Here is a 23056-nt window from a genome sequence, read left to right on the forward strand (position 1 = left end):
ATCGGGCGCGCCGGGAACTCCCCTGGTATGTCACCGTTCCGTTCCAAGTGGGAGCGGGTGCGGGGGTGGCCGCGGAGGTGACGCGTGCTCAGCGCAGGGCAGAGCCTGCCGTCCACTGTTCCCATCCCATGTTCCAACCGCCGAGGCCGTTGTCGGGAGCGACCTTTCGGTCAGTCGAATTCACCACTTCCACGACATCTCCGACCAGGGTGCGGTCGAAGAACCAGCCCGCGGGGGTGTCCCCGCTGCCGCCCTTCACATCGCGCAGGCCGATGCAGCCGTGGCTGGTGTTGCTGGAGCCGAAGACGCTGCCGGCCCAGTAGTTGCCGTGCAGGAAGGTGCCGGAGGAGGTGAGGCGGATGGCGTGCGGGACGTCCGTGATGTCGTACTCGCCGCCGAAGCCGACGGTGCGGCCGTTCATCCGGGTCACGTCGTGCATTTCGCTGACCACCATCTTCCCGTTGTACGTGGGGTTCTTGGGCGAGCCCGCGCTGATCGGCACCTCGGAGAGGACCTCGCCGTCGCGGGTGACGGTCATGGTGTGGCGGTCGGCGTCGACCACGGAGGTCTGGTGGCGGCCGACGGTGAAGGTGACCGTCTTGTGCTGGATGCCGTACGCGCCGGGGGCGCCCTGGACGTCGCGCAGGCCGATGTCGGTGGTGACGCGGGTGCCGGGCTGCCAGTAGGTGCGCGGCCGGAAATCGAGGCGTTCCTTGCCGAACCAGTGGCCGACGACGGGGACGGCGGGAGTTGAGGTGACGCGGATGGCGCGCTCGACGGCCGCCCTGTTCTCGATGGGGCGGTTGAAGGAGAAGGAGACGATCATTCCGGTGCCGACGGTGGAGCGGTTCTCCGGCTTGAAGTAGCCGATGAAGCGGCTCTCGGGGACGCGGGTGGTGAAGGTGGTGGTGCGGGCGTAGCGGCGGCCGTCCTCGTCGACGGCGACGGCCTGGACGCGGTACTTGGCGGCGAGGACCAGTTTGCCGTCGGGGCGGCTGGTGTCGGGCTGCCAGCTGGTGCCGTCCGCGCTGATCCGTCCCCGTACCTCCTGCTGCTCGGCGTCCTCCACCCGCAGCACCTTCACCCGCTCCAACGTGGCGTCCGGGGCGCTCACTTCGATACGGGTGCCGGCCTCGACGTCCTTGGCGCGGTCGTCGGGGGTGATGGCGATGGCCTCCTCGGGGGTCGGCGGCTCGCTGTCGAACCAGGAGCCGGCTCCGCAGCCGGTGAGGGCGAGGGCCAGGGCGGCGGCGGCCCCGGTGCGCAGGAGTGCGCGGGCCGCCGCTCGGGCCGTGCGACGAGGGAAACGTGAGTGCGAGCGCCACTCTGGGCAGAACAGCAGGGAGGACCTCATGTGGAGAGCCTGGCGGCCGGGACGCCGCTGTGCCTCTCGACTCGCCGGTCCCGACGAGCCGCGGGAGGCGAGAAGGTGTCGAGCGCACCCGAGCACAAACTGCAGGTGGTACGGGAGGGCAGGGCCCTCCACGGGCCGCTGACCGGCCCCGGAGCCGGAGCGGGGACCGAGGTGCCCGCCGGGTCCCCCACGGGGGCCGCGGTCGGCAACGGCCATCGGAAACACCCAGGTGGGAGCCCCCGGCCGCCCGTGTGGCCGGGGGCTCCCAACCCCCTGGGGGCCCGTTTCCGGGTCGGCCCCGACGGGGTGGCGGGCACCAACTTCGCGCTGTGGGCGGGGGGTGCGGAGGCCGTCGAGCTGTGTCTGTTCGACGAGGGCGGCGGGGAGGTCCGGTGCCCGCTCGCCGAACTGACGCACGAGGTGTGGCACGGCTTCGTGCCGGGTGTCCACCCCGGACAGCGGTACGGGTTTAGGGTGCACGGCCGGTGGGACCCGTGGACGGGCGCCCGCTGGAATCCGGCGAAGCTGCTGCTCGATCCGTATGCGCGGGCGGTGGACGGGGCCAGGGGGAATGACTACAGCACGCTGCCGCCGCAGGTGTACGGGCATGTCAGGGACTGGCCGCAGCAGCAGGTGGCCGACACCGTACGCGACGACCGGGACTCGGCGCCGTACGTCCCCAAGGGCGTCGTGGTCCATGACGACGACGACTGGGCGGACGACCGGCGGCCCAAGACGCCGTGGGCGGACTCGGTCATCTACGAGCTGCACGTACGGGGCTTCACGATGCGCCACCCGCGGATCCCCGAGGAACTGCGCGGTACGTACGCGGGTCTTGCGCACCCGGCGGCGGTCGAGCACCTGGTGCGGCTGGGGGTGACGGCGGTCGAGCTCCTGCCGGTGCACCAGTTCGCGCACGAGGACCACCTCCTGCGCCGGGGTCTGAAGAACTACTGGGGCTACAACTCCATCGGCTACTTCGCTCCGCACGCGGGCTACGCGGCGAGCGGTACGGCGGGCCAGCAGGTCGGCGAGTTCAAGCGGATGGTGCGGGCGCTGCACGAGGCGGGCATCGAGGTCATCCTCGACGTGGTCTACAACCACACGGCGGAGGCGGGCGAGCTGGGCCCGATGCTGTCGATGCGCGGTATCGACAACCGGGGCTACTACCGCCTCCAGGACGACGCCCGGCGCTACGCCGACTACACGGGCTGCGGCAACACCCTCCACGTCGTACAGCCGCACGTACTGAGGCTGATCACGGACTCGCTGCGGTACTGGGTCAACGAGATGGGGGTGGACGGCTTCCGCTTCGACCTGGCGGCGGCGCTGGCGCGGTCGATGCACGACGTGGACATGCTGTCGCCGTTCCTGGCGGTGATCGGGCAGGACCCGGTGCTGCGGCGCTGCAAGCTGATCGCGGAGCCGTGGGACGTGGGCAACGGCGGGTACCAGGTGGGGGCCTTCCCGCCGCTGTGGACCGAATGGAACGACCGTTACAGGGATGCGGTACGGGACTTCTGGCGGGGTGCGCTGCCGGACGTACGGGACCTGGGCTACCGGCTCTCCGGGTCGAGCGACCTCTATGCGTGGGGCGGGCGCCGGCCGTACGCGTCGGTCAACTTCGTGACGGCGCACGACGGTTTCACGCTGCGGGACCTGGTCAGTTACGAGCAGAAGCACAACGCGGCCAACGGCGAGGACAACCGGGACGGCACCAACGACAACCGGTCGTGGAACGGCGGGGCGGAGGGTGAGAGCGAGGACGCCGGGATCCTGGCGCTGCGGCGGCGGCAGTTGCGGAACCTGGTGACCACGCTGCTGTTGTCGACCGGGGTGCCGATGCTGGTGGCGGGCGACGAGATGGGCCGCACCCAGGGCGGCAACAACAACGCGTACTGCCAGGACAACGAGATCAGCTGGGTGGACTGGTCGCTGCTTGAGCAGCCCGAGTGGCGTTCGCTCTTCGCGCTGACGTCCCGGCTGCTGGCGCTGCGGCACGCACACCCGGTGCTGCGGCGCCGGGCCTTCTTCTCGGGACGGGCCCAACAGGCCGACGGGCTGCGGGACTTGGCGTGGTTCACGGCGCGCGGCGAGGAGATGAAGCAGGAGGACTGGTACGCGCCCGCGGCGACGCTGGGCATGTACCTGTCCGGGCTGGACATCCCCGGCCGGGACGCGCGCGGCGAACAGGTGGTCGACGAGAGCTTCCTGGCGATCCTGCACGCGGACGGCGACCCTGCGGACTTCACGCTGCCCGGGGAGCCGTGGGCGTCCTCGTACACCTGCGTCGTGGACACCTCGCTGGAGGAACAGGGCGAGGGGCCGGAGCGGGTGTACGAGGGCGGGGAGACGGTGGTGGTGCCGGGGCGGGCGGTGCTGCTGTTGCGGGTGGTCGCCGCTGCGCCGGGGCAGGCCGTCGCGGGGCAGGCCGTCGCGGGTCAGGAGGAGGAGCGGGTGTAGACGAGCGGACTGTCAGCCGAGGATGCCCCGTTGGTATCCGGTGGCCACCGCCGCCGCGCGGTCGTTGACGGCCAGCTTCGCGTAGAGGTGGGTGAGGTGGGTCTTCACCGTGGCTTCGCTGATGAAGAGGGTGCGGGCGATCTCGCGGTTCGAGGTGCCCTTGGCGACCAGGGTGAGGACCTCGTGCTCGCGGGCGGAGAGGGCCGTCTCGGTCGCCGTCGCCGGGCGGGGGCTGCGTACCTGGGTGACCAGGCGGGTGGCGACCGCCGGGGACAGGACGGTGCGGCCCTCGGCGGCGGCCCGTACGGCGGTGAAGAGTTCGTCGCGCGGGGCGTCCTTGAGGAGGTAGCCGGTGGCGCCCGCCTCGATCGCGGGGAGGGTGTCGGAGTCGGTGTCGTACGTGGTGAGGACGAGCACCTTGGCGCGCAGGCCGCGGCGGGTGAGCTCGGTGATGGCGGCCACTCCCCCGCCGCCGGGCATCCGCAGGTCCATCAGGACGACGTCCGGGTCGAGCCGGGCGGTCAGTTCGACTCCGGCGGGGCCGTCGGCGGCCTCGCCGAGCACCTCGAATCCTTCGGCGGCGGCGAACATGCCGCGCAGGCCGTCGCGGACCACCGGGTGGTCGTCGACGAGGAGGAGGGTGATGGGGGAAGCGGGCTTCTCAGACATGGTTCGCTCATTCTCACGCATGGTCGACCAGGGGTACGCGAGCGGATATCGCCGTACCGAAGCCGGGCTCGGACTCCGTGTCGACCGTGCCCGCAAGCCGTTCGGCCCGCGTCCGCATTCCGGCGAGCCCGAAGCCGAGTCCGGCCTCGGCCCCGGGGTCGAAGCCCCGGCCGTCGTCGCGTACGTCGAGGGTGATCTCGTCGCCCATGTAGGAGAGGGTGACGCCGACCCTGCTGGCGCGGGCGTGCTTGGCGGTGTTGGTGAGGGCTTCCTGGGCGATCCGCAGCAGGGTGGCCTGGATCTCGTCGTGGAGGGGGGCGACGGCTCCGGTGACGGTGAACTCGGCCCGGGTGGAGGTGGTCCTGGACCAGTCCGCGACCGCCTTCTTCAGCGCTTCGGGGAGGTCGTCGTGTTCCAGTGCGGTGGGGCTCAGGTCGCGCACCGAGCGGCGGGCCTCGCTCAGTCCGGTACGGGCGAGGGAGGTCGCGCGGTCGATGTGGGCGGCGGCCGTGCCGGGGTCCGGGCTGTCGGTGGCGGCCTGGAGCTGGGTGACGATGCCGGTCAGGGCCTGGGCGATGGTGTCGTGGATCTCGGCGGCGAGGCGGGTGCGTTCGGCGGTGACGCCCGCTTCGCGTGCCTGGACGAGGAGTTGCTCGTGCAGGCCGACGTTCTCCGAAAGGGCCTTCTCCAGGCGGGAGTTGGCGTCCTCCAGGGCGAGGATGGTGGTGGCCTTGGTCAGGCGGTCGTTGTCGGCCTTGCGGCCGAGGTGCTCGAAGACCATGGTGAGCGCGGCGTGCAGGACGAACAGGGCGGCGAACAGCCCCCACACCCCGCCGGACTGCGACCACGCCATCGTCACCGCGGTGGCCAGCAGTCCGGCCCGGCACCACCGGCCGCGCAGCAGGTGCCCGGCGTCGAAGTAGCCGAGCACCGCGTAGATCGAGTAGAAGGGGTTGAGCCAGGTCAGGGCGAAGGCGAGCAGGGTGCGCACGCCGTAGTAGACGGCGCCGCCGGCCGAGTAACTCACCTCGCCGGTCCTGGATCCTGGGCTCGGCATGCCCAGTCCGGTGCGCCCGGCCCAGACGTGCAGGGCGAGGACGGTCACGAGCAGGGGCGGGACGGCGTAGACCTCGCCGGGGGTCATCTCCAGTTCGCCCACGGTGAAGGCCGCGATCACGGTGGCCAGCGTGAGGAGCGCGTACGGCCCCCAGTGGACGAACTTCCCCCACAGGTCGTCCTCGACGTCCACGTCCCGCACCCCCACGCGCCCGTTACTCCCAGCGGAACCAGCGCGACGCCGCACCGGTGAATCCCGCCGCCCACACCGCCATGATCCCCAAGTCCTGCCAGTTCGGCCAGCTTCCGAGCATCGATCGGTCCAGGGCCTGCGAGGCGGCGCCGAACGGGGTCAGGCCCACGATGGTCTGGAGCAGGTCGGGCATCGCCTGCACCGGCAGCCAGACGCCCGAGGTGAACATCATCAGGAAGAAGGCCACCGAGCCGATCGCGGTCGCCGCCTTGGTGGTCGCGGCGAGGGCGGCCACGGCCGCGCCGAGGGCCAGCGCGCAGCCGGTCATCAGCAGCATCGCCAGGACGTAGCCGGGCCGCGCGAAGGGCAGCGCCACCCCGAAGGCGAGATGGCCGACCGTGATGGCGAGCAGCGCGGAAACGATCATCGCGGCGCCGTGCAGGGTGATCTGCGCGCCCAGGATGGCCGACGGCCGCACCGGGGTGGTGGACAGACGGCGCAGGATGCCGCGTTCGCGGTAGCTGGTGAGGACCGGTGGCATGGCCTGGAGGGACGCCATGATCATGCCGAGGAGCACGGCGATGGGTACGTAGAGGTCGATCACGCGGCGCCCGCCCAGGTCGGCCTGGGCCTCCCGGAAGGAGGGAATCAGGCCGAGGATGACCAGCAGCACCGTCGGGAATCCGAGCATCCAGAAGAGGGAACCGGGTTCGCGGAGGAAGAGGCGCCCCTCCGCCTTGAGGACGGCGGCGAGGGTCTTGCCGCCGCTGCCCGGGCCGGGGGCGGGGCGGGTGGCGGAGGCGGGTGCGGTCGCGGTGCTCATGGCGTCAGGCGGCCTTGTCTGTGAGGTGTGCGGCGGCGTCGGGGGTGGCAGGAGTGTTGCCCTCGGTGAGGTCCAGGAAGGCGTCGTCCAACGTGGCGTCCGTGACCCGGAGTTGGCGGGCGGTGATCCTGCGGTGAGCGAGCAGGGTGATGACCGCGTTGACGGTGGCGTCGGTGCCGGTGATGGTCAGCTGGTCGCCCTTGCGGTCGATGGAGGCGGCCTCGGGGAGTGCGTCGAGGTCGGCGGCGTCCAGCGGGCTGGACGGTACGAAGGTGATCACGGTGGAGCTCGCGGAGCGGCCGATCAGCCCGCGCGGGGTGTCCGTCGCGGCCACCCTGCCGTTGTCGATGACGGCGATCCGGTCGCAGAGGCGCTGGGCCTCCTCCATGAAGTGGGTGACCAGGACGACGGTGACCCCCGAGGTGCGGACGTCCTCGATGAGCTTCCAGGTGTCGCGGCGGGCGCGCGGGTCGAGGCCGGTGGTGAGTTCGTCGAGGACGACCACCTTCGGGTTGCCGATCAGGGCGAGCGCGATGGACAGGCGCTGCTTCTGGCCGCCGGAGAGCTTGGCGAACCGGGTGGTCAACTTGCCCTCCAGGCCGAGGCGTTCGGCGAGCGGGCGCCAGTCGGCGGGGTGCGGGTAGAAGGACGCGTACAGCTCAAGGGCCTCGCGGACCAGGATCTTGGGCTGGAGCTCGCTCTCCTGGAGCTGGGCGCCGAGGATCCGGCTGACCTCGTCGTGGTCGGCGACCGGGTCAAGACCGGCCACCCGGACACGGCCCGCGTCGGGGGCGCGCAGACCGCTGACGCATTCGACGGTGGTGGTCTTGCCGGCGCCGTTGGGGCCGAGGATGCCGAAGATCTCGCCCTCCTCGACGGAGAAGGAGACACCGTCGACGACCGGGCGGCCGGCGTAGGACTTGCGCAGTTCGCTGACTTCGATGAGGGGCATGGGGAGAGATTCGTACGGGGCGGGCGGCGGCGGTATCGGCCATCGCGCTCGACCGGGGCATCAGCCGATCGGTTGATGGCGGCGCCGATCGGCCGATCCGTCCCGTACGACACCCCGAGCTCGCGCCTCCGGCCCCCGCGTCCTCGCGGTTCCTCGCGGTAAGGGCCGCTGCCCCTTCCCGGGGTTGTACGGTGCGCTGCCCCGCGCCCCCCGAATACTCACTGGGCGGTGGCGGTTCCGGCTCGTAGGCTCAGGTCCGATGACCGATACACACACCTCCCCCGAGCCCGCCACCGAAATACCGGACGCATCGCGGACCCAGCCGGAGAAACCGGTGAAACGCTCCGCCGTGCGCTCGTTGCTGCGCCTGTGGCCGTACGTCAGACCGGTGCGGGCCCGCTGGGGCTCCGCGGCGGTCGTGGCGATCGTCGCCTCCTGTCTGAGTCTGGTCTTCCCGCTCGTCCTGAAGTGGATGGTCGACGGCCCGATCGCCGACCGCGACCCGGGCGGCGTCTGGCTGGGCGCCACCGCCCTGCTGGTGCTGGGCGTGGTGGAGGCGGCGCTCTTCGGGTTCCGGCGCTGGCTGGTCGCGCGTCCGCTGGCGCGGGTGGAGGCGGGGCTGCGCGCCGATCTGTACCGGCACGTGCAGCGGCTGCCGGTGGCCTTCCACGACAAGTGGGCGTCCGGGCAGATCCTGTCGCGCGGGACGACGGACCTGATGCTGATCCGGATGTTCCTGGCGTTCCCGCTGACGTTCCTGATCGTCAACGGGACGACGATCCTGGTGGGCTTCGTGATCCTGCTGATGCAGGAGTGGACGCTCGGTCTGGTGCTGATGGTGCCGGTGATCCCGCTGATGATCCTGTGTGCGGTCTTCGAGGGGAAGTACGCCCTGGTGTCGCGCAAGGCGCAGGACCAGGTGGGCGATCTGACGACGGTCGTCGAGGAGAGCGTGCTCGGCATCCGCATCATCAAGGGCTTCGGCCGGCACCGGGCGCAGTCGGAGGCGTTCCGCGAGCTGTCGGCGAACCTGCGCGGCACGGAACTGGTCAAGGCGCGGCTGCTCGCGGGGATCCTCGGGCTGATCACGGTCATCCCCGAGGTGGCGATCGGTGCGGCGCTGGTGCTCGGCACGATCCAGGTGGCGGACGGCGGGCTCTCGGCGGGCACGCTGGTGGCGTTCCTGTCGACGGCGCTGGCGCTGCGCTGGCCGGTGGAGTCGATCGGGTTCCTGCTGGCGATGAGCCAGGAGGCGGCGACGGCGGCGGACCGGTTCTTCGAGGTGATGGACGCGGAGGAGGAGTCGGACACGGCCACCGGCGAGGCCCCGGGCTCTGCGGCGGATGCGGACAACACCGGCGGACTGCGCTTCGAGGGAGTGGAGTTCCGCTACCCGGACGCGCCCGCCGACTCCGTACCCCTCCTGGAACACATCGATCTGCACATCAGGCCGGGTGAGACGCTCGCCCTGGTCGGGGCGACCGGCAGCGGCAAGACGACGCTCACCGCGCTGGTGCCCCGGCTGCACGAGCGGACCGGTGGCCGGATCACGCTCGACGGGCGGGACATCGACACGATGCCGCGCGCCGAGCTGCGTGAGCTGGTGTCCGTGGCGTTCGAGGAGCCGACGCTCTTCTCGGCGACGGTCGGCGAGAACGTACTGATGGGGGCGGGCCCGAACGCCGGTGACGAGGAGTTGCGGCGCGCGCTGGGCATCGCCCAGGCCGACTTCGTGCACACGTTGCCCGCGGGTGCGGACACCGAGGTCGGCGAGCAGGGGCTGAGTCTCTCCGGCGGCCAGCGCCAGCGTCTCGCGCTGGCCCGCGCCGTGGTGGGCAGGCCGCGCTTCCTGGTCCTGGACGACCCGCTGTCCGCCCTCGACGTCCATACGGAGGCACTGGTGGAGGCGGCGCTGCGGCGCGTGCTGGCCGATACGACGGCGCTGGTGGTGGCGCACCGCCCCTCGACGGTGATGCTCGCCGACCGGGTGGCGCTGCTGTCCGGCGGCCGGATCGCGGCGGTGGGCACGCACCACGAACTGCTGCGGGACAACGCGGAGTACGCGTGGCTGATGTCGGGCGCGCAGACCTCCGAGACCCCGGACCTCACCAAGTCCGGCCGGCACCTGGACCTGCACGAGGGAGCGGACGCATGACCACCACCGACAAGGACCGGCAGGTCAAGCCCGAGCACGAGTCCAAGGCCAGGTCCGGGACGAAGCCCTCCTCCCCGGCCACCGACCCCTTCGACCAGGACGAGCTCCCCTCCCCGCCCGGCGCCACCTGGCGCCTCCTCGGTTCGCTCCTGCGGCCCCGCCGCAAGTACGTCGTCGTCTCCGCGCTCTTCCTGCTCCTCCAGCAGGCCGCCATCCAGGCCGGACCACTGCTCGTCGCGTACGCCATCGACAGCGGCGTGCCCGCCTTCCGGGAGCAGGACTACGGGCCGCTGATCGCCGTCGCCCTCGGCTACCTGATCTGCTCGGCGGCGTCCGGCGCGCTCATGTACGCCTTCTTCCGCTCCTCCGCCCGCGTCAGCCAGGACGTGCTCCTGGACCTGCGTGGCCGGATCTTCCGGCACGGGCAGGCGCTCAGCGTCGACTTCCACGAGCGCTACACCTCGGGCCGCCTCATCTCCCGTGCCACCACCGACGTCGAGTCGCTGCGCGAGCTGCTCTCGGAGGGCCTCCAGGAACTGATCTCGGTCATCCTGTCGTTCGTCTCGATCTCGGTGCTGCTGCTCTGGCTGGACCTGGGGCTCGGTGCGGTCGCGGTCGCCTCGTTCGTACCGCTGTACCTGCTGGTACGGATGTACCAGCGGCGGGTCGGCATCGTCTTCGGCAATCGTTCGTCCGCCGTCGCCGCGGTGATCGTGAAGTTCGCGGAGACCCTCAACGGCATCCGTCCGGTACGGGCCTTCCGTCGCGAGCGCGCCAACGACGAGGCCTTCGCGGCCCTCAACCGCAGGCACGAACTCACCAACGGCGACTCTCTGCTGGAGATGGCCCGTTATGTGACCGGCTCGCGCCTGGTCGCGAACACGGCCGTCGCGGGCATCGTCCTGTGGGGCGCCTACCGGGTCGCGTCCGACACTCTCGCACTGGGTGTGCTGGCCGCCGCGGTCCTCTACCTCCGGCGCCTGTACGACCCCATCGACCGCCTGGGCATGTTCCTCAACTCCTTCCAGTCGGCGTCCGCTTCGCTGGAGAAGATCGCGGGCCTGCTCGCCCAGACCCCGACCGTCCCAGAACCGGCCGAGCCGCGCGCGCTGCCGGTGCAGGACTCCGAACACCCGGGCCGTGAGGTCGAGTTCGACGGCGTACGGTTCGCCTACCGCACCGGCGGCGAGGTGCTGCCCACCTTCGACCTGACCCTGGGCGCCGGGCAGACGGTCGCGGTCGTCGGCTCGACGGGCGCGGGCAAGTCCACCCTCGCCAAGCTGCTGGCCCGGTTCTACGACCCGACCGAGGGCCGCGTCCTCCTCGACGGCACGGACCTGCGCGACCTGTCCGTCCCCGAGCTGCGCCGGGGTGTCGTCATGGTCACGCAGGAGGCGTTCCTGTTCTCCGGCACGGTCGCCGAGAACATCGCGATCGGCCGCCCGGAGGCAACGCGCGCGGAGATCGAGCAGGCCGCGAAGGAGATCGGCGCGCACGACTTCATCGTGAGCCTGCCCGACGGCTACGACACGGACGTACGCAAGCGGGGCGGCCGCATCTCGGCCGGTCAGCGCCAACTGGTCGCGTTCGCACGGGCGTTGCTGGCGAACCCGGCGGTGCTCATCCTCGACGAGGCGACCAGCTCGCTGGACATCCCGGGCGAGCGGGCGGTGCAGCAGGCGATGCACACGGTGCTGCACGGCCGTACCGCCGTGGTGATCGCCCACCGCCTGTCGACGGTGGAGGTCGCGGACCGGGTGCTGGTCATGGAGCACGGCCGGATCGTCGAGGACGGCTCCCCCGCCGAACTCATCGGCGGCGAGGGCCGGTTCGCGGATCTGCACCGGGCCTGGCGGGACAGCCTGGTGTGACGGGCGGGACCCGGCCGGCCCTCGCTCCTCACTTGCCGCAGAACGCGGTCGTGAGCACGTCGCCGGTCGGGACCGACCAGTCCGCGTTGAGGTGGAAGGTCAGGGACTTCTTCCCGTCCCGGGTCGCCATGGTCGTCGTCACGGAGCCCTCGATGGCGCCGGTGTGACCCCAGAGTTCGGGGCCGCAGGTCGGCTTGATCTTGATCAGGCCGAGGCCGTACTCGAAGCCGCCGCCGGGCGTTCCCGTCGGGACGGTGTTCGTCAACTCCCCCTGCTGGCGCGGCTTGAGGAGCTTTCCGGCCAGCAGTGACTGGTAGAAGTGGTTCAGGTCGCGGGAGTTGGAGATCACCTCGCCCGCCGCGCCCGCGAGCGACGGGTTGAGCTCGGTCACGTCGTACGTCGGCCGGTCGGGCTTCGCGGGGCCGGAGAAGCTGCCGTTGAGCTGCGAGTACGCACGGCCGCTGCCGTGCGGCATCCAGGTCCTGGTGCCGGGCAGCATGGTCGACCCGAGGTGCAGCGGGCGGATGATGCGGCGCTCGATCTCGGCGGCGTACGTCCGGCCCGTGGCCTTCTGGATCACCATTCCGGCGATGATGTAGTTGGTGTCGGAGTAGCTCCACTTGGCGCCAGGATCGAAGTTCGGGGCGTGCTTCATGGCGACCTCGACCAGCTGCTCGGGCCTCAGGGTGTCGTAGCGGTGCTTGAGGAACCCGAGGCCGGTGACCCGCTCGTTGAAGGCCTCGTCCTCCGTGTAGCTGAAGATGCCGCTGGTGTGGTTGAGGAGCTGGCGCAGGGTGATCTTCCGGCCGTCGTGCCCGTTGCCCTTCACCAGGCCCGGCAGCCAGTGGTCGACCTTGTCGTCGAGGTCCAGCCGACCCTCGGCCTCCAGCTGGAGCACCACCGTGGCGACGAACGTCTTGGACAGCGACCCGATCCGGAACCGGTCCTGCGCGTCGCGCTTCTCCCCGGTCCGTACGTTCGCCAGGCCCGCGGCACCCGACCAGGTGCGCCCGTGGTCGACGAGCCCGGCCACGGCACCGGGCGCACCGCCCCTGACCGTGGCGTCCAGGGCGCCCTGGAGGGCCTTGGCATCGGGACCGCCGGCCGCCGCGGAGGCGGGGGCGGCGAGGGTGGTGGCCAGTACGGTCGCGGCGGCGACGGCTCCCAGGACCGAGACGGCACGGACCCGGCTCGCGCTGCGGACGGTCCGGGCTGCGGCGGCTTGCTGGTGCACGGTGGAACTCCCACTGCTGGTAACGGAAACGCTGTTGCGGAACGAGCATCTCCGGACGCGCCCCGGAAGGGCATCCCGCCAACCACCGGACCATCACGGGGGACATCCCCTCAGGGGTCCCCTAGGTGATCTCTCGGTGACCGTCACGACGCCATGCCGCAGGCACAAAAAGGCGTGGCGTGGTGCGGAACGCGTCGGGACACTGGCCGGATGACCACGACCGCACCGCCCCAACTGCTTCGACCGCGCGCCCTGGAGCCCGGGGATCTCGTCGTTGTCGCTTCGCTGTCCGGACCACTGCTCGCCGAGTACGAACCCGACCTCGCACAGGCGGTGTGCACGCTGGAGCGGATGGGGTTCCGGGTCCGTCGGGCGCCACTGCTCGAAGCGGGACGGCAGCACTGGTGGAGTGCGGCGACACCGGCGGAGATCGCCGGGGAGTTGAACGCCCTGCTAGGTGATCCCCAGGTGCGCGCGGTCATCGCGCACGACGGCGGCCATACCACGATCGGCTATCTCGACCTGATCGACTTCGAGCAGATCAGGGCGGACCCCAAACCGATCATCGGCTACAGCGACATCTCACTCCTGCATCTGGTGCTCCACGCGCAGACAGGTCTGGTCGGATTCCACGCCGACCTGGCCACCCCCGGGCTCGGCGGGCACTGGCCGCGCGCCTCCGCCGCACGCCGGGCCGAACTGGAAAGGCTCTACTCGACACTACTGACCAGTACGGAGCCGATCGGTCAGCTGCCGTCCAACCCGTCGTGGGAGTGCTGGCGGACCGGCCGTACCGAAGGCCGGCTGATCGGCGGGGTCCTCAACCGCATCGCACTGAACCAGGCGACGCGCTACGCGCTCCCCCTCGGAGCCTTCGACGGCGCGGTCCTGTTCTGGGAGGAACTGGGCGGCCACGCCTCACACGTGTGGAGCTACCTCCAGGTGCTGCGGCACGCCGGGGTCCTGGAGCGCATCTCCGGAATGATCGTGGGCACCCCTACCGCCATCGCGGGATTCGCCCCCTCCGACGGCGCCCCGACCCTGCGGGAGATGGTCCTCGATGTCCTCGGCGACAGCGACATCCCGGTCCTTGCCAACGTCGAGGTCGGCCACGCCGGCCCCAACCTCCCCTTTCCCGTCGGCACTCGCGTCGCCCTGGACGCGCGGCAACGGACACTGTCGCTGCTCGAAGCCGCGGTAGCGCCACGTCGCAAGGCGTGAACGCCGTTCGCCCCGTAGCGGGTGTGTGGTTCGTGGCGAGTACGGGTGGGCTGCTGGTCGTGCTGAACCTGGGCATCGGCGGCCTGGCCCTGTCGGGGCGTCGGGGCGGGTGCGTCCCACTGCGGGGAAGTGGCACGCCGCCGATGAACCGCTCCGGCCGGGCGGGGAGTTGGAGCCGCTCACGGCGGGGGCGCACGCTCGACACCCTTGTGCTGCTGGTGCGCCGGGTCCTCGGTGGGGGCGTCGCGAAGTTCGACCATGCCCACCAGCAGAACCGACGGATCCGCTGGTCGGGCCGCACCGTCAGTCGGCGGCGACGGCCTCGATCAGCGAGAACGGTTCGGCGTCCGCGAGCGCGGTGACCGAGGTGACGGCCAGGCCCGCGCTCCGGCACACGTCCTCGAAGTCCTTGCGGGTGCGTTCCCTGCCGCCCACGTTCACCATCATGTTCAGGTCGCTGAGATAGGTCCCTCCCGTGCCGCTCGCGACGACCTCCGGCAGTACGGGTTCCACGATCAGTACGCGCCCGCCGGGCGGCAGCACCTCGCGGCAGTGGCTCAGGATCGTGATCGTCAGGTCGTCCGGCCAGTCGTGCAGGATGCTCTTGATCAGGTAGAGCTCCGAGCCCTTGGGCACCGAGCCGAAGAAGTCCCCGGCGACCAGCGAGCAGCGTTCCGTGAGCCCGTGCGCCCGCAGCGTCTCGGGGGCCTGGGCCAGGCCGTCGGCCGTGTCGTAGACGACGCCGTGGAGTCCCGGATGCGCGTCGAGCACGGCCGCCAGGAGGGTTCCGGCCCCGCCGCCGACGTCCGTGACCGACGTGAACCGGCCGAAGTCGTACGCGTGCGGCAGCACGGCGGCGGTCGCCCCGGTGGCCTGGCTCATCGCCGCGTTGAACGCCTCGGAGAGCTCGGGGTGCCCGGTCAGGTAGGAGAAGAAGTCCGTGCCAAAGACCGAGTCGAACGCGACGTCGCCGGTACGGAGGGAGGAGTCCAGGTGCTCCCAGGCCCGTGCCACCACCGGATCGGTGAACAGCCGCACGAAGGACGCGAGCGAGTCGGGGCGGCGCGGGTCGAGGAGTGCGCCGGCCGGGGTGAGCGAGAAGGAGCCCGGGGTGTGTTCCTTGAACATGCCGAGGCTGGTCAGGGCGCGCAGCAGCCGGGTCATCGGCTGCGGCTCGATCCCGGCACCGGCGGCGATCTCGTCGGCCCGGCGCGGTCTGCCGTCGCCGATCAGCTCGGCCACGTTCAGGCGCACCGCCGCGCGCAGGGTCTGCGCGGCCATGTTGCCGAAGGCGAGCTGGACGATCAGCTCGCGGGCGGCGGGGTCCGTCACGGGGACTTCGGTGGTTGCCACTGGTGTGGTCCTTCCTGTGGGAATGGCTCGGTTTCGAAGAAGGGCTCGGGCTATGCGGCTGCGGCGGCCGCTTGTGGGGCCAGGGCGCCCGGGGTGCACCCCGCGAAGGCGAGTACGTCGCGATGCAGATGGGGCTGGTCGACGTATCCGCACGTCTGAGCCACGTCCACGGGGTTACGGCCCGCGCGCAGCAGGCGGGCGGCGTGGTCGAAGCGGACCAGCATGGCCGCGCGCTTCGGGGTGAAGCCGATCTGGTCGCCGAACCTGGACCACAGTCGCTTCCGGCTCCAGCCGCAGGCTTCCGCGAGTTCACCGACCCGCACCCGCCCGCGCCGGGCCACGATGTGGTCCCAGGTGGCCGCGACCTCGGGCGCCATCGGGGGTGCCTGCGCGGCCCGCCGCGTCAGGAACCCGTCGACCAGGGCGAGGCGTTCCTGCCACGTCCCGGCCTCGGGCAGCCGCTCGCGGAGGCGGCGCTCGTGCCGCCCCCACAGGTCCTCAAGTCCGGTGACGGAGCCGTCCAGTTCACGCGGCGAGACCCCCAGCAGCGCGTACGCCGCCGGGGGCGCCAGGTACAGCTGGACGCACTCGACGCCCTCGCCCCGGATGCGGGTCGCCCCCGGCGACAACGCGGCGGCGAAGCTGCTCAGGGGCCGCCGCCCGGCCGCACCCTCGACGCTGAAGGGGCCGCCGGCCCCCAGCCCGATGATGATGACCACGACGGGCTGCGGAAGCACCTGCTTGTCCAGCCCGACGCCGATACGGTCACGGAACCCCGCCATCCGCACGCCGTCCAGGGACGTACCGCCGACGGGCCGGGCGACCTCCCAGCCGTAATCGCTGCCGTAGTCGCTGCCGTAGTCGCTCTCGTCGTCCTCCGGGAGGACGGACCTCACTTCGCCGCTGCGCATGCCTCTACGGTCGCCGACTTCTCCGTCCCTGTCTTGGACGAAAGTTCCGTGGACTCGGCTTCGCCCAGGGCGAGTTCGGCCCGCACCGTCTTGCCCACCGGGCCCCGGTCGACCACCTCCCACCGATCGGCCAGCGCCTCCACCAGCAGCAGCCCCCGCCCCGCGTCCGCACCGGGTTCGGGGGCGGTGAGCGCGCCGGGACCGGCGGGCCGCCGCTCGCCGCGCGCGTCCGAGACGTCGATACGGAGGGTGTACGGGTCGATGGCGAGCCGGAGTTCGAAGTCCCGCCCCGGCACGCGACCGTGCGTGACGGCGTTCGCGGCGAGCTCGGCGACGAGGTGGGCGGCGGTGTCGGAGAGTTCGCAGCCGTACGGGACACCCCAGGCGTGCAACTGGTGCACGGCGAGATGCCTGGCGAGGCGGGCACCGCGCCGAGTCGAGCTGAAGCTCTGCGTGAACATACGTACGGTAGTTGCCACTTGCGGTGTGGAGGGTGGTCTCATACCCCCTATCCGAGCGCCCGACAGAGAAGTTCTCCAGGTCGGCAACTAGCACGCTGCGTGAGAGTACTGGTACGGAGGGTGGACAGGGCTGGCAACTGACCGTAACCATTGCCGAGTTGGGCGTGGGCTACGAGGCAGGCGTACAGGAGGTGTCCTGGCATGTCGGACGGTACGGGTGGGCAGCCGGGCGGTGGAGAGCCGGAAGTGTCGGACAGTCTCCGGACGTTCGGCGAGGTACTGAAGGCGTTCCGCAAACGGTCGGGGCACACCCAGGAGGAGTTCGCCGAGCTGTCCGGGTACTCGCTCCAGACCGTAGCCAAGATCGAACAGGGCCGCCGCTTCCCGCAGCCGGACTTTGTGGAGCGGGCGGAGGAGATCCTCGACGCGTTCGGGACGCTGCGGGGTGCGGCGCGGCACCTGTCGCGGCAGCCGGGGCTGGCGAGTTGGTTCCGGCAGTGGGCCAAGTTCGAGGCGGAGGCCGTCAGCCTCTATACGTACGAGCGCCGGGTGGTGCCGGGCCTTCTCCAGACGGAGGCATACGCACGGGCGGTGGCGCTGGGAGTGCCGCCACTGGTGGCCGAGGAGCAGCTCAACGAACGCATCGCGGCCCGGCTCGCCCGCCAGAACCTGCTCTCCATGGACCGGAAACCGCCCACCGCCTTCAGCTTCATCATCGAACAGGCGGTACTGGAACGGCACACGGGCGGCGAGGAGGTGACGCGTACCCTGCTCGACCGACTGATCGACATCGGCGAGCGGCACTGGAACGTGGAGATCCAGCTGATGCCCCTGCGGCAGACGACACATGCGGGGCTGGACGGGCCCATGCGGCTGGCCGAGACTCCGGCGAACCGGTGGTTCGGGTACTCGGAGGGGCAGGAAAATGGGCGCCTCATCACTGACCCGAAAGAGATCAGCCGTCTCCAGCAGCGCTATGCCAAGATGCGCTCACAGGCCCTGACGCCAGAAGACTCCCTGGGCCTGCTGAAGCGAATGCGAGGAGCGCTATGAGCACGTCCGAACTGGCCTGGTTCAAGAGCAGTTACAGCGGTTCGCAAGGCGACGACTGCATCGAAGTCGCCCTCTCCTGGCGCAAGTCGACGTACAGCGGTTCCGACGGCGACGACTGCATCGAAGTGGCCCTCCCCTGGCACAAGTCGACGCACAGCAGCGGCAGCCAAGGCGACTGCGTTGAGGTTGCCGCCTGTCAGACCACCGTCCACGTCCGCGACTCCAAGCTGGCCGACAGCCCCCAACTCGCCGTCACCAGCGCCAGTTGGCAGCAGTTCGTCTCGTACGCGGTCCGGGCCTGACCCCGCCGCCCGCACGAACACCCCGCACCCGGCTGCGCGGGCCTCGGCGGGCGGCCAGGAGACGGTCCGAGGTCGGTCACGGCGGGGAACCTATCGCACGCGTTTGGGGGCCCGGGGCTCGGCGCCGTCCGAGAGGTGGCGTACGACGACCTCGCCGATCTCCGCGAAGGCGGCCTGCTGTTGCGGGGTGAGGAGGTCGATGAAGTTGCGGCGCACCGACTCCACATGGAGCGGGGCCGCCGCCTCCAGGACGCGCAGGCCCTCCTCGGTGAGGACGACCTCCGCGCACCGGGCGTCGGACGCACAGCCCTGCCTGACGATGAGGCCCCGCTGCTGCATGCGGGTCAGGTGGTGCGAGAGGCGGCTGCGCGACCAGAGCATCCGGTCGGCCAGCTCGCTCACCCGGCAGCCGCGTCCCTCGGACCAGCTCAGGTGGGACAGCACGTCGTAGTCGGCGTCGGACAGGCCGCTGTCCTGGCTGAGGTCTCGGGAGACCTGCGCGCCGAGGAGCAGTTGCATGCGGCGGTACGCCTGCCAGGTGCGCTGTTCGTCGTCGGTCAGCCAGCGGGGGTCGTCGGTGGTCGTCACGTAGGACACCGTACCGAGAATTGATTGACACGTCACCGAACTGACCCCTAGCGTGATGGGTGACACGTCAACCACATGGAGGCACCGTGGCTCGCCCAGACCGCAGTCGGCAGACTCCGGGCGGCGCCTCCGCACAGCTCCGCATGACCCAACTGATGGGCGGGCTGGTCCTGTTCGGGGTCAGCATGGCGCTGATGATTGCGGCGGGTCTGGGCGCGTCCGCCTGGGACGTGCTCCACCAGGGCCTGTCACGCAGTACCGGAATCTCGCTCGGGCTCGTCGTGGCGGTGGTGGGCGCGCTGGTGCTGGTGGCCTGGATACCGCTGAGGGTGCGGCCCGGCGTCGGCACGGTGCTGAACATCATCGTGGTCGGACTGGTCGCGGACGCCGTGCTGCGGGCGCTGCCGACGGCCGTGGACAACATGGCGGTCCGGATCGCACTGCTCCTCTTCGGCATCGTGCTCAACGCGCTGGCGACGGGGCTGTACGTGGGGGCGGGGCTCGGCCCCGGTCCGCGCGACGGCCTGATGACCGGGCTGGCCAAGCGCGGCATCTCCATCCGGGCGGCCCGCACCTGTATCGAACTGGCGGTGCTGGCGGCGGGATGGCTGCTCGGCGGCACGGTCGGGGTGGGCACGGTGCTGTTCGCGGCGGCGATAGGACCGCTGACGCAACCGGCGCTGCGGCGCTTCACGTTGAGCCGCTGAGCCGCTGAGCCGTTGAACACCTCTCATTTCTCGCCTTGAACGCCTTGAACGCCTTGAACGAAGGGACCCCCATGTCTCGCCTGTACGTACTCGCCGCCAGCACCCGCCCCACCTCTTCCGGCCGGCCACTGGCCCGCTGGGTCGCTGAACTGGCCGCGCGACGACCTGAGTTCGAAGTGACGACGATCGACCTGGCGGAGGTCGGACTGCCCCTGCTCGACGAACCGGAGTACCCGTCGACGGGCCGGTACGCCCACCCGCACACCCGCGAGTGGAGCGCGACGATCTCCCCGGCGGACGCGTTCGTCTTCGTGATGCCGATGTACAACGGCGGGTTCACGGCCCCGCTGAAGAACGCCATCGACTCGCTCTACGCGGAGTGGGAGGGCAAGCCGATCGGCCTGGTCAGCTACAGCGCGGGCCCGTCCGGCGGCGCCCCGGCGATCGACATGCTCCGCCCTGTGCTGGAGCGGGTCGGCCTGCGCCCGGCGGAGACGACCGTGTCGGTGGCCGGGATCGAGGGCCTGGTGAACCACGCGGAAGGCGCCTTCACCTCAACTCCCGCGCTGGCGGCTGACATTGACGCCGTACTGGACGAGGTCGCATCGCTCCTCGCGGCGGCTCCCGCACGGTCGGGTGTCTGACCATGGAACTCTCCCCCGGCCTGAAGAAGTACCTCGCCGAGTCCCCCGCCTTCGCCACGGTCGCCACACTGCTGCCCAGCGGGCGGGCGCACCTGACGATGGTGTGGGTGACGGCGGACGGCGACGACCTGCTCTTCTCCACCACGCTGGAGCGACTCCAGGGCAAGAACATCGCCCGCGACCCGCGCGTCACCCTCCTCATCAGCAGGCCCGATGACCCGTACTCCTACGCGGAGGTCCGGGGCACGGCGACCGTCACCCCGGACCCGGACCGGACCCTGGCGAACCGACTGTCCCTGGCCCACACGGGCCGGGATTTCGCCACCGCCAACCCGGCTGCGGGGAACGCGGAGTTCGTGGTCGTACGGGTGACACCGGAGAAGGTCGCCGGGCGGCTCTGACAGCCCCGGCCTGCCGTCACATCGCGCGTACGCCTCCCCACAACCTCCCCGAGAAGGTCGAACCACCCCACACCTCAGCCACACCCACCACAGGAATTCAGCCACCCGCAATTCTGGTGCCCGCCTGGTGGAGGCGGGCCCTCCGTCCCTCGGTGTCCGGATTCGTGCGGGGGCTCGTTTGCTATGGCGCGCTGCGACGACCCCCCGGGCAAACGCCCCCGCCCCCTCCCCCGGGCCGTTCCTGCACCTTTGTCTTACGCACAGGCAAACAATCCGCATACCGAACATGGCCGTCCGCCCAAGGAGACGGATCCGGCCAACTTATTGACACGCCCCTGACAGCACCCGCCCCTGCCTGCCACTCTTCCGTCGTTCCAAGAACCGTGCACCACGCGCACCAACTGCTCTGCCTGCTCTGCATGTTCAGCCCCGTCGGCCTCACCCAGCCGGCGGAACCCCCCTCGCAGAAGGAGTCCGCGTGAGATCCACGCACCGCAAGCACGCCACCGCGACCGGCGCTCTGCTCGCCGCCGCAGCGCTGCTCGCCGTCGGCGTCCAGACCGGCACCGCCGTCGCCGACGACCCCTGGACCGCCGCCCCCGCCGCCGCGAAGGCCGACCCCGGCGGCGCACCCGCGAAGCTGACGCCCGCCCAGCGGGCGGCCCTGCTCACCAAGGCCAACGAGACCAAGGCGGCCACCGCCAAGGAGCTCGGCCTCGGTGCCAAGGAAGCCCTCGTGGTCCGTGACGTCGTCCAGGACCTGGACGGCACCACGCACACCCGCTACGAGCGCACCTACGACGGCCTTCCCGTCCTCGGCGGCGACCTGATCGTCAAGAAGGACAAGGCCGCCAAGACCAAGGGCGTCTCCCAGTCCAGGACCGCGAAGCTCGCGGGCATCGCCGCCACCCCGAAGGTGGCCCCGGCCGCCGCCGAGAAGCAGGCACTCGGTCTCGCCAAGGCGGAGGGCTCGAAGTCGACCAAGGCGTCGATGGCCCCGCGCCAGGTGGTCTGGATGGGGTCCGGCGCGCCGGTCCTCGCGTTCGAGACGGTCGTCGGCGGATTCCAGCACGACGGCACGCCCAACGAGCTGCACGTCGTCACCGACGCCGCCACCGGCGAGAAGCTGCACGAGTGGCAGGCGGTCGAGAACGGCGTCGGCAACACCCAGTACAGCGGCCAGGTCACCCTCGGTTCGACGCTGTCCGGTTCGACGTACAACCTCACCGACGGCGGTCGCGGCAACCACAAGACGTACGACCTGAAGGGCGGGACGTCGGGCACCGGCACCCTCTTCTCCGGTCCGGACGACACGTGGGGCGACGGCACCCCGGGCAACCGCGAGACCGCGGGCGCGGACGCCGCGTACGGTGCGGGTCTCACCTGGGACTACTACAAGAACGTGCACGGCCGCAGCGGCATCCGCGGCGACGGGGTCGGCGCGTACTCCCGCGTCCACTACGGCAACGCGTACATCAACGCGTTCTGGCAGGACTCCTGCTTCTGCATGACGTACGGCGACGGCGCGGGCAACCAGAAGCCGCTCACCTCGATCGACGTGGCAGCGCACGAGATGACCCACGGTGTCACCGCGGCGACCGCCAAGCTGATCTACAGCGGTGAGTCCGGCGGCCTGAACGAGGCGACCTCCGACATCTTCGCGGCGGCCGTCGAGTTCACCGCCAACAACGCCAAGGACGTCGGCGACTACATGGTCGGCGAGAAGATCGACATCAACGGCGACGGCACCCCGCTGCGCTACATGGACAAGCCGAGCAAGGACGGGGCGTCGAAGGACGCCTGGTACTCGGGCATCGGCAACATCGACGTCCACTACTCGTCGGGCCCGGCGAACCACTTCTTCTACCTGCTGTCCGAGGGCAGCGGCGCGAAGGTCATCAACGGGGTCTCGTACGACTCGCCGACCTCCGACGGCAAGCCGGTCGTCGGCATCGGCCGCGACAAGGCCGAGAAGATCTGGTTCAAGGCGCTGGTCTCGAAGTTCACCGCCAGCACCAACTACGCGGACGCCCGCAAGGGCACCGTCGCCGCCGCGACCGAGCTGTACGGCGCGGGCAGCGCCGAGGTCAAGGGCGTCGAGCACGCCTGGGCGGCCATCAACGTCGGGGCCCGCCCCGGCGACCCGGACCCGGGCGGCACGGTCTTCGAGAACCAGACCGACGTGGCCATCCCGGACAACGGTGCGGCCGTGACCTCCTCGATCCCGGTCACCAAGACGGGCAACGCCCCGGCCACCCTCAAGGTCGACGTGGACATCGTCCACACCTGGCGCGGTGACCTGCGCGTCGACCTGGTCGCCCCGGACGGCACGATCTACCTGCTGAAGAACACCAGCTCCGGCGACTCGGCGGACAACGTGAAGCAGCAGTTCACCGTCAACGCCTCCTCCGAGGTCGCGGCCGGCACCTGGAAGCTCAAGGTGCAGGACAAGGCCTCGCAGGACACCGGTTACATCAACGGGTGGAAGCTCACCTTCTGACCGGTTGAGTTCCGGCTTCCGCACAACCTGTGATCCGGACAACGTGTGAGTGGTGGGCGGGGGGGGGGGGGGGGGCGAGCCGTCCCCCCCCGCTGCCGGACGTCGCCTCCTCCGCGGAGACGTGCAGCGTGGCGGTGAGGTTGCC

At 70.8% G+C, this 23056-nt stretch carries 20 protein-coding genes; 10 read left to right on the forward strand and 10 right to left on the reverse strand.

The window, feature by feature from the left end; translation table 11 throughout:
* Nucleotides 1-88: 88 nt before the first annotated feature.
* A complete protein-coding gene (locus tag ACZ5PB_RS32630; RefSeq protein ID WP_468696194.1) occupies nucleotides 89-1354 on the reverse strand; it encodes a L,D-transpeptidase in 1266 nt (421 codons plus the stop codon).
* 75 nt (nucleotides 1355-1429) lie between these two features.
* Between ACZ5PB_RS32630 and glgX the strand changes: the two genes are divergently transcribed.
* Complete coding sequence (gene glgX / locus ACZ5PB_RS32635; RefSeq protein WP_468696196.1) at nucleotides 1430-3817, forward strand: glycogen debranching protein GlgX; 2388 nt, start codon at nucleotides 1430-1432, stop codon at nucleotides 3815-3817.
* A gap of 12 nt (nucleotides 3818-3829) precedes the next feature.
* On the opposite strand, the gene ACZ5PB_RS32640 is transcribed toward glgX, so the two are convergent.
* Genes ACZ5PB_RS32640 through ACZ5PB_RS32655 form a run of 4 tightly spaced genes read right to left on the reverse strand, consistent with a single transcriptional unit; the run spans nucleotide 3830 to nucleotide 7510 of the window.
* Nucleotides 3830-4486 (reverse strand): response regulator, encoded by a 657-nt coding sequence (locus ACZ5PB_RS32640; protein WP_468696197.1) that lies wholly within the window; start codon nucleotides 4484-4486, stop codon nucleotides 3830-3832.
* Between the two features lie 13 nt (nucleotides 4487-4499).
* Nucleotides 4500-5735 (reverse strand): sensor histidine kinase, encoded by a 1236-nt coding sequence (locus ACZ5PB_RS32645; protein ID WP_468696198.1) that lies wholly within the window; start codon nucleotides 5733-5735, stop codon nucleotides 4500-4502.
* Between the two features lie 22 nt (nucleotides 5736-5757).
* Nucleotides 5758-6558, reverse strand: coding sequence for an ABC transporter permease (locus tag ACZ5PB_RS32650; RefSeq protein ID WP_468696200.1), 801 nt, complete (start codon nucleotides 6556-6558; stop codon nucleotides 5758-5760).
* A gap of 4 nt (nucleotides 6559-6562) precedes the next feature.
* Nucleotides 6563-7510, reverse strand: coding sequence for an ABC transporter ATP-binding protein (locus tag ACZ5PB_RS32655; RefSeq protein ID WP_468696202.1), 948 nt, complete (start codon nucleotides 7508-7510; stop codon nucleotides 6563-6565).
* Between the two features lie 259 nt (nucleotides 7511-7769).
* Here ACZ5PB_RS32655 and ACZ5PB_RS32660 point away from each other — a divergent pair, with 259 nt between their 5' ends.
* Together ACZ5PB_RS32660 and ACZ5PB_RS32665 are read left to right on the forward strand one after the other, a co-directional pair.
* On the forward strand, nucleotides 7770-9665 hold the full coding sequence (locus ACZ5PB_RS32660) for an ABC transporter ATP-binding protein (protein ID WP_468696203.1): 1896 nt from the start codon (nucleotides 7770-7772) through the stop codon (nucleotides 9663-9665).
* Nucleotides 9662-11536, forward strand: a complete 1875-nt coding sequence (locus tag ACZ5PB_RS32665; protein WP_468696205.1) for an ABC transporter ATP-binding protein — start codon at nucleotides 9662-9664, stop codon at nucleotides 11534-11536. Before ACZ5PB_RS32660 ends, ACZ5PB_RS32665 begins: the two co-directional genes overlap by 4 nt.
* A gap of 28 nt (nucleotides 11537-11564) precedes the next feature.
* Here the strand turns inward: ACZ5PB_RS32665 and ACZ5PB_RS32670 are convergent, their stop codons facing one another.
* Nucleotides 11565-12770: a serine hydrolase domain-containing protein gene (locus ACZ5PB_RS32670; RefSeq protein WP_468696207.1), complete on the reverse strand. Its 1206-nt coding sequence runs from the start codon at nucleotides 12768-12770 to the stop codon at nucleotides 11565-11567.
* A gap of 210 nt (nucleotides 12771-12980) precedes the next feature.
* Here ACZ5PB_RS32670 and ACZ5PB_RS32675 point away from each other — a divergent pair, with 210 nt between their 5' ends.
* Nucleotides 12981-13991, forward strand: coding sequence for a S66 peptidase family protein (locus ACZ5PB_RS32675; RefSeq protein WP_468696208.1), 1011 nt, complete (start codon nucleotides 12981-12983; stop codon nucleotides 13989-13991).
* A 303-nt stretch (nucleotides 13992-14294) separates the two neighbouring features.
* Here ACZ5PB_RS32675 and ACZ5PB_RS32680 read toward each other — a convergent pair whose 3' ends face one another.
* From ACZ5PB_RS32680 to ACZ5PB_RS32690, 3 genes are read right to left on the reverse strand one after another with little or no spacing between them, the layout of a single operon-like run.
* Nucleotides 14295-15344, reverse strand: a complete 1050-nt coding sequence (locus ACZ5PB_RS32680; RefSeq protein WP_468696210.1) for a methyltransferase — start codon at nucleotides 15342-15344, stop codon at nucleotides 14295-14297.
* Nucleotides 15345-15394: 50 nt separating this feature from the next.
* On the reverse strand, nucleotides 15395-16255 hold the full coding sequence (locus ACZ5PB_RS32685; RefSeq protein WP_468696212.1) for a helix-turn-helix domain-containing protein: 861 nt from the start codon (nucleotides 16253-16255) through the stop codon (nucleotides 15395-15397).
* The gene (locus ACZ5PB_RS32690; protein ID WP_468696213.1) at nucleotides 16237-16758 is read right to left on the reverse strand and encodes an ATP-binding protein; all 522 of its coding nucleotides are present in this window, start codon (nucleotides 16756-16758) and stop codon (nucleotides 16237-16239) included. The genes ACZ5PB_RS32685 and ACZ5PB_RS32690 overlap by 19 nt, the downstream gene beginning before the upstream one ends.
* Nucleotides 16759-16917: 159 nt before the next feature.
* Here ACZ5PB_RS32690 and ACZ5PB_RS32695 point away from each other — a divergent pair, with 159 nt between their 5' ends.
* Both ACZ5PB_RS32695 and ACZ5PB_RS32700 read left to right on the forward strand, forming a co-directional pair.
* On the forward strand, nucleotides 16918-17769 hold the full coding sequence (locus ACZ5PB_RS32695) for a helix-turn-helix domain-containing protein (protein WP_468696215.1): 852 nt from the start codon (nucleotides 16918-16920) through the stop codon (nucleotides 17767-17769).
* Entirely contained in the window at nucleotides 17766-18071 is a 306-nt protein-coding gene (locus ACZ5PB_RS32700; protein WP_468696216.1) for a DUF397 domain-containing protein, read from the forward strand. The genes ACZ5PB_RS32695 and ACZ5PB_RS32700 overlap by 4 nt, the downstream gene beginning before the upstream one ends.
* 90 nt (nucleotides 18072-18161) lie before the next feature.
* On the opposite strand, the gene ACZ5PB_RS32705 is transcribed toward ACZ5PB_RS32700, so the two are convergent.
* Nucleotides 18162-18659: a MarR family winged helix-turn-helix transcriptional regulator gene (locus ACZ5PB_RS32705; RefSeq protein ID WP_468696217.1), complete on the reverse strand. Its 498-nt coding sequence runs from the start codon at nucleotides 18657-18659 to the stop codon at nucleotides 18162-18164.
* Between the two features lie 86 nt (nucleotides 18660-18745).
* Here ACZ5PB_RS32705 and yczE point away from each other — a divergent pair, with 86 nt between their 5' ends.
* The 4 genes from yczE to ACZ5PB_RS32725 all read left to right on the forward strand — a co-directional run bounded on the left by yczE (nucleotide 18746) and on the right by ACZ5PB_RS32725 (nucleotide 22911).
* Complete coding sequence (gene yczE, locus ACZ5PB_RS32710; protein ID WP_468696219.1) at nucleotides 18746-19366, forward strand: membrane protein YczE; 621 nt, start codon at nucleotides 18746-18748, stop codon at nucleotides 19364-19366.
* Between the two features lie 71 nt (nucleotides 19367-19437).
* Nucleotides 19438-20010, forward strand: coding sequence for an NADPH-dependent FMN reductase (locus tag ACZ5PB_RS32715; protein WP_468696220.1), 573 nt, complete (start codon nucleotides 19438-19440; stop codon nucleotides 20008-20010).
* A 2-nt stretch (nucleotides 20011-20012) separates the two neighbouring features.
* On the forward strand, nucleotides 20013-20411 hold the full coding sequence (locus ACZ5PB_RS32720; protein ID WP_468696221.1) for a PPOX class F420-dependent oxidoreductase: 399 nt from the start codon (nucleotides 20013-20015) through the stop codon (nucleotides 20409-20411).
* Nucleotides 20412-20889: 478 nt separating this feature from the next.
* Nucleotides 20890-22911, forward strand: coding sequence for a M4 family metallopeptidase (locus tag ACZ5PB_RS32725; protein WP_468696223.1), 2022 nt, complete (start codon nucleotides 20890-20892; stop codon nucleotides 22909-22911).
* The last annotated feature ends 145 nt before the right edge of the window (nucleotides 22912-23056 follow it).

It is taken from the genome of Streptomyces sp. NPDC032721 (assembly GCF_055579625.1).